Below are 6,243 nucleotides of genomic sequence, written 5' to 3' on the forward strand. Positions count from 1 at the left end.
GGCCAGCACGTCCATCCATCATTGAAGAAGCCTCCACGATTCGAGGGGAAGCTCAGACCCGGGTCTCGATGTGGTGGTGGATGGGGCGCAGGTCCAGGTCGATGCTCTTGAGGGAGCGGAAGTCGCGTTCGACGCGGGACAGGGACTTGTAGGTCGCGACGACCTTGGCGGGGTTCATCTGCTCGACCTGCACGGTGGTGCGGATGATGTAGATCCCGTCCAGGGCCGCCTCGGCGGTGATGGCGTCCTGATTGCGGGTGAACGCGAGGGTGTCTTCGGTGATGGTCAGGGTGTAGTGCTTGGCCATCTTGTACCGGCCGATGACCTTGCCGACCCGGATCCCGACCTTGCCGGCGCCGGCCAGGCGCCCGGCCGCCACGGCGGCGGTGATCTTGGACAGCTGGGTGTCGGTGGATTCCAGCAGTGCCAGGCGTTTACGGGCCCGCTCTTGTGCCAGGGCGGGGTTGCGGCAGGCGATCAGGCGTTCCCCGGGGTAGTTCGGGTGGGTGATCTCGGCCAGGTTGACCTGGTCGAACAGCGACATCTGCAGCGGCCCGTCGTCGGCGGCCAGGGCGGCGATCGCGGGGGCGCGTAGCGCGGTGACCCAGCCGAACCCGCCCAGCTCGCGCAACGCGTCGACGCGGGCGCTGGTGATCATTCCCCGGTCCCCGACCATCACCATGTCGGTCAACCCGAAGGTGTCCTTGACGGCTTGGACGATGGTGGTGAACGCGGTCGGGTCGGCGGTGTTGCCGGGGAACACCCGGACCGCGACCGGGCGCCCGGCGGGGTCGGTCAGCAGCCCGTACTCGATCTGCGGCAGGCCTTTCTTGCCGTCGCGGGAGTAGCCGCGGGCCGCGAGCGGGCAGTGTCGCCCGGTGACCCAGGAGGAGGACAGGTCGAACAGGGCGAGCCGGTCGGGGTTGTCCGCCCCACCCAGGTGCGCCCGGACCAGCTTGGTCTCGATGGCATCCTGGCGGGCTTGCAGCCAGTCCATTGCCGCGTACACCTCATCGGTGGACGCGTGGTCCACGCCGAGGTCGCCGGCCAGGGTGGTGTCGGTCCACCAGCGGGTCGTGGCCAGCTTGCTGCCGGGCCGGCACACCCGGGCGATGATCAGGGCCAGCGCGATGTCGCGGTGTCGCCCGGCCGGGCCCAACAGGGCGGGCAGGCCGAGCGCCTTGGCCTGGGCGTGGACCGCGGCCACGTGCCCATGCGGGCGGGAGCCGGTCACCTCCAGTCCCTCACCGGCGACGACCAGCGTCTTACCTGCCAGCGAAGCCCGGACCGCGTCGATCGCGGCAGCCGGCAACGGGGACAGGTTCGCCAGAGTCTCGTGCTTGACCTTGCTGCCGTCGCGATAGGTCCGGCGCAGCAGATGGCTCACATACTCGCGAGGCTGACCGGATTTGTCGACGCGCCGATTCGTGATTTTGGCTACGTGCATCGCACCCGGTGTCTTCGTCATACCAACCATCGTAACGGTTATGCCCCCTAAACGCGATGATGACACGCCACAAGTACTGGCTACATTTCAGAGCCGCAAATCAACCAACAGCGCAGGTCAGGGTGCAGGTAAGGGCTCAGATGGCTCGTAACTTCGGTCTAACCACTACGACGTACGGCGCGCGCCGAAATCGACATCGGCGCAGCAGCGCCGGACCCAGGGCGTGCGTCGAGACTTCACTCGCAGGTCGACAGGTCGTCACCCGGGGCTCATCGCCTGGTACCCGTGACTGTGTTGCACTGCGCAGATGATGGTCGCCGTGGTGTCCGAGTCGCCCCGCCCTCACGTCAACGGTGGGTTCTAGCTTGCGCGTCGTCCACGTCGCCAACGCCTACACTCCTCGCAGCGGAGGGATCCGCACCACCGTCCACGCTCTCGGGCAGGGATATCGGGCGGCTGGCCACGAGTTCGTCCTCGTGGTCCCGGGTCCGCGAGCGAGCGACGAGGATCTGCCCTGGGGCCGGCGCATCACCCTGCGAGGGCCCAGGGTTCCCGGGTCCGGCGGCTACTCCGTCCTGGCGGACCTGGGCCGGGTGCGCGCCATCCTGGATGCGCTGGCACCCGACCGGCTCGAGGTGTCCGACCGTCTGACGCTGCGCGGGCTCGGCCGGTGGGCCAGCGCCGCCGGGGTGCCGTCGACAGTGATCGCCCACGAGAGGCTGGACGGCGTCCTGCGCGCCTTCCTGCCGCTGGGCGCCCGCGGGGCGCAGGTCGCCGCGGACCGGCACAACGCGACAACGGCAGAGCGCTTCGACCGCATCGTGACCACGACGCGGTTCGCAGCCCAGGAGTTCGCCCGCATCGGCGTGCCCACCGACCACGTGCCCCTGGGCGTCGACCTGGACCAGTTCCAGCCCGGCTCACGCCCGACCAATGACATCCCTGTGCTGGTGCTGTGCAGCCGGCTGTCCCGGGAGAAGCGGCCAGACCTCGCTGTGGAGGCGCTCCGGGTGATGCTCGCGGGCGGCTTCCGGGCCCGGCTGGTTGTGGCTGGGTCCGGTCCGCTCGCCGCCTCGATGCGGCGTCGGGCCCAAGGACTGCCGGTGGAGCTGGTCGGGCACCTGGCGGACCGCGCCTCCATCGCGTCACTGCTCGGCGCTGCGGACGTCGTCCTGGCCCCCGGCCCGGTGGAGACGTTCGGGCTCGCGGCCCTGGAGGCCCTGGCCTGCGGCACGCCGGTCGTGGCGGCGAGCACGTCCGCGGTGGCCGAGCTCGTGGAGGGGGACGCCGGTCGCAGCGCGAGACCAGAGGCTCCCGCGCTTGCCGCCGCCGTTGCGGCACTGCTCGCGGTGCCTGAGGCGAGGCGGCGCCACGCAGCACGGGCGCGGGCGGAGACGTTCCCGTGGTCACGGACGACCGACACGATGCTCGCGCTCCACGGCCTGACGGGGACCGAGTCGCCCGCACGACGACCGCAGACACGCAGAACTGCCGCCCACCCTGAGGTGAGCGGCAGTTCGAGGGCGATGGAGATCAGCTGAGCAGCCTGGGTCCGGTCAGCGGATGACCGGGGTGCCGAGCGGGAGCGCCTTGCCACCGGTCGCCTGGCTCATCGCGTCGACGAACAGGTACGCACCGACCGCGACGAAGGAGAACACGAAGTACCCGCCGACCTTGGCGAGGCTCGCGCTGGGCTGCGCCGTACCGAGGTAGACGAAAAGCAGGGCGAGGTCGATCAGGACGAACAGCACCGTGAAGGCCAGCGGGAGCCTGAGCGAAGCCAGCGTGAGCAGCACGATCAGGATCAGCCAGGTGAGCAGGAACAGCTCCTGTGTCTTCTGCGCGTCGGCCGGCAGGATGCCGAACCAGTTGTGGGTCAGCCCCAGCACCAGTGCGGCGTAGCTAAGCCAGAAGCCGGTGAAGATGCCGAAGATGCTCGCCACCGCGTTCTGCGCCAGCCTGGCCGCCCAGCTCGCTGCCAGCAGCTGGCCGATGCCGGTCGCGGTCATGATGATCGGGATGGACGCACCTCCGGCGGTTGCCGGCACAAAACCGACGAGGACCAGCCCGAGCGCGATCGAGCCCGCCAGGAACGTCGGCACGCCGATCAGCGCGGGGTTGCCCACAGGCGCCGCAACGGCAGCGGCCTCGGCGACAGTCGGATCGGGCAGCTTGGGCGTGCTGCGGGTTCTCACTTGGGTTTGCTGGTCATCGGTCACGGTGACGCTCTCCTCGAGGTGAAGTGTTCGTGCTCTTGGCAGTGATGGACGGCCCGGTATGACGCGGTCCGCGTCGGGGGGCGACAGCCAGTGGCTGATGGAACGGGGGTTCGATTGAAGCGTCGTCGGCATCCGTGGACGTGGTCAAGGCTTGCGGTCCAGGTTTGACCACAAGGCGGGGGCCTCCCGACTACAAGGCGGGGCCGTCCCACCCGGATGGATAGGCCCGCACCTATACCTGCCCTGTGTTGGCAGCGGGAGCCGAACCGGAAGCCGCCCCCGAAGCCGCACGCGAAGCCGCCCCCGAAGCCGAGGCCGCGACCGAACCCTGGGTGCGTCTGGACGGCCGCCCCACGCCGAGGTCGGGCAGCAGCGGAGCCAGCGTCCGCGCCCTGGCTGCGCCCGCCCACAGGCCGGCCCCATAGGCCAGGTCGTCGAGCCGATGCGCGGCGATGTAGGGCAGCAGCGGCTGTTCGGCGCGCACGCGCCGCCAGTCGGCCAGCCCCTCGAGAAGCGCCGCCGCGACGACGGCGCGCCGGACCCTGCGCGAGAAGACGGCGCCGACCAGAGCCGCCGGCCACCAGTGCCGGTTGAGCAGTCCTGCGGTCTGCCACGACGCGCTCACCAGCCCGTAGGGCACCAGACGCGCCGCTCCCCGGACGGGGTGCTCGCTGCGGTGGAGCCGCCGCGAGATCCGCCACACAGCCGTGCCGCTGGCAGCTGCCACCACTGGCAGGGACCACCGACGCTGGCAGAGGACGGCGACCACGGCCACGGCGGTCCATGGCGCCATCACGGCCGGGGCCAGCGCCCCCGGATGGCGCTCGGCCAGCAGTGCCGCTCCGGTGCCATAGAACGCCTTCCGGCTGAGCCACTGCCCGGTGTTCACCCGGTGCTCGTGCGCCACCTCGCTGGCCGGCTCGTACCGCACCCGCCACCCGGCTGCCACACATCGCCAGACCAGGTCCACGTCCTCGGCGACGTTCAGGTCCTCGTCGAAACCTCCCCCGATCGCCGCGACCCGCCCGACCAGACAGGCACTCGGCACGTAGGACACCGGTCCCCGCGGGACCACGAGGGCCGGCGTCGGACCGAGGTCGAGGGAGGAGCGTGCCTTCTCGTATGCCGTGAGCCACCGTGCCGAGGTGCCCGCTGGGGACACGTCGTCCAGGGCGACGATCCGTGGCGCCACGAGCCCGACTGCGGGGTCTGCGAAATGCACCAGCAGCGCCTTCAGCCAACCACTTCGCGGTACGACGTCTGAGTCGAGGAACGCGACGAACGGCGTTGTCACTGCTGACAGTCCGGTGTTCCGTGCAGCCGCAGGCCCGCGACACACCTCGTGGCGCAGCACGGTCGCTCCGGCCGAGCGGGCCGTGTCACCGGGGCCGCTGTCGGACGAGCCGTCGTCCACGACCAGCACGTGCAGCTCGGGGGGGAGCGCGGCGAGCAGCCGGGTCAGGGGCTGGGCGCGGTCCTTCACCGGGATGACCACCGTGACGTCTGCCAGCCCGGGGACGCCGGGCAGCGTCGGCGAGAACACCGGAACGGCGAGACCGCCGTCGACGAGCAGGCGTGCGAGGTCACCGGTGCTGCGGTCGACGACCTCGACCTCGTCCGAGTGCGCGAGCAGCGCGGCGGCGTAGGGAAGCAGGTACATCACGCGCGCCGGAGTCCCGCCATACAGCGTGCGTCCGCGGTCGCTGCGGGCTGTGCTGGGAGTCAGCCGAACCCGTATGCCCATGGGCAGTCGGTCCGACACCGGACCTGTGCCGCTCACGTCGTGAGACCACCATCGGCGTGCAGCACTGATCCGGTCATCGCCGAGGACTGTTCGGAGCACAGCCAACAGATCGCGGCTGCCACCTCGCCCGGTTCGAGAAGCCGCTCGACCAGCTGGTGTGCCGACAGCTCCTCGGGGCCTTCCAGGCCGTAGAGCGCTGCTGTCGCCTCGAGCATCGGGGTGCGGGTCGATCCCGGGGACACAGCCGTCGCGGTCACCCCGGTGCCGCGCAGGTCAGCGGCCAACCCGAGGACAAGCCCGACGACGGCATGCTTGGCTGTGTTGTAGGCGGCCAGATGCCACAGCCCGCGGTGCCCTGCGGCCGAGGCGACCGCGACGAACCTGCCCGATCGCGGCTCGGATCGTCGCAGCAGCGCCGGCACCGCGGCAGCGGCCAGGTGCCAGGTCCCTCGAACGTTGATGTCCCACATCGTCTCCAGAGAGAGCGGTGCCTCGTTCCAGAGGGCCTTGCCTCCGGCGATCACCGCGGCGGATGCGACCGCTGCGTCCAGGCCACCATGGTCCCGCTCCGTCTGCGATACGACCTTCGCGAGCACTTCGGCGTCCCGGACGTCGGCGACCACCGCCTGGACCTGACCGGGCCACCGGGCTGCGACGGCCTCAAGGTCGGCGGGACGCGACATCGGGTAGTCCAGGCCCTGCACGTCAGCGCACCGGTCGACCGCCACGACTGTCCAACCCGCACCGGCCAGGCCGTCCACGACTGCGGCACCGATGCCACGGGCGGCCCCGGTCACGATCGCGACCCGCGCGTCGCCGGCCCGCGCGTGGCC

The 6,243-nt window shown here is 70.8% G+C and carries 4 protein-coding genes and 1 pseudogene; 1 reads left to right on the forward strand and 4 read right to left on the reverse strand.

Features of this window, described 5'->3' with window-relative positions:
• Nucleotides 1-55: 55 nt before the first annotated feature.
• Nucleotides 56-1,468, reverse strand: a pseudogene (locus VIM26_RS03785) (IS1634 family transposase); the annotation flags it as partial.
• 344 nt (nt 1,469-1,812) lie between these two features.
• On the opposite strand from VIM26_RS03785, the gene VIM26_RS03790 reads away from it, so the two are divergent.
• Nucleotides 1,813-2,988 carry a glycosyltransferase gene (locus tag VIM26_RS03790; protein WP_331949003.1) on the forward strand — a complete coding sequence of 392 codons (1,176 nt, stop codon included), beginning with the start codon at nt 1,813-1,815 and terminating at the stop codon, nt 2,986-2,988.
• Nucleotides 2,989-3,003: 15 nt separating this feature from the next.
• On the opposite strand, the gene VIM26_RS03795 is transcribed toward VIM26_RS03790, so the two are convergent.
• The 3 genes from VIM26_RS03795 to VIM26_RS03805 form a co-directional block, all read right to left on the reverse strand.
• A complete protein-coding gene (locus tag VIM26_RS03795; protein WP_331949004.1) occupies nt 3,004-3,642 on the reverse strand; it encodes a GPR1/FUN34/YaaH family transporter in 639 nt (212 codons plus the stop codon).
• A gap of 256 nt (nt 3,643-3,898) precedes the next feature.
• The gene (gene mftF / locus VIM26_RS03800) at nt 3,899-5,410 is read right to left on the reverse strand and encodes a mycofactocin biosynthesis glycosyltransferase MftF (RefSeq protein ID WP_331949005.1); all 1,512 of its coding nucleotides are present in this window, start codon (nt 5,408-5,410) and stop codon (nt 3,899-3,901) included.
• A gap of 32 nt (nt 5,411-5,442) precedes the next feature.
• Nucleotides 5,443-6,243, reverse strand: an 801-nt coding sequence (locus VIM26_RS03805) for a mycofactocin-coupled SDR family oxidoreductase (protein ID WP_331949006.1), incomplete at its 5' end; no start/stop codon positions are given.

Origin of the sequence: Pengzhenrongella sp. (genome assembly GCF_036565025.1) — a bacterium.
Lineage (GTDB): Bacteria > Actinomycetota > Actinomycetes > Actinomycetales > Cellulomonadaceae > Pengzhenrongella.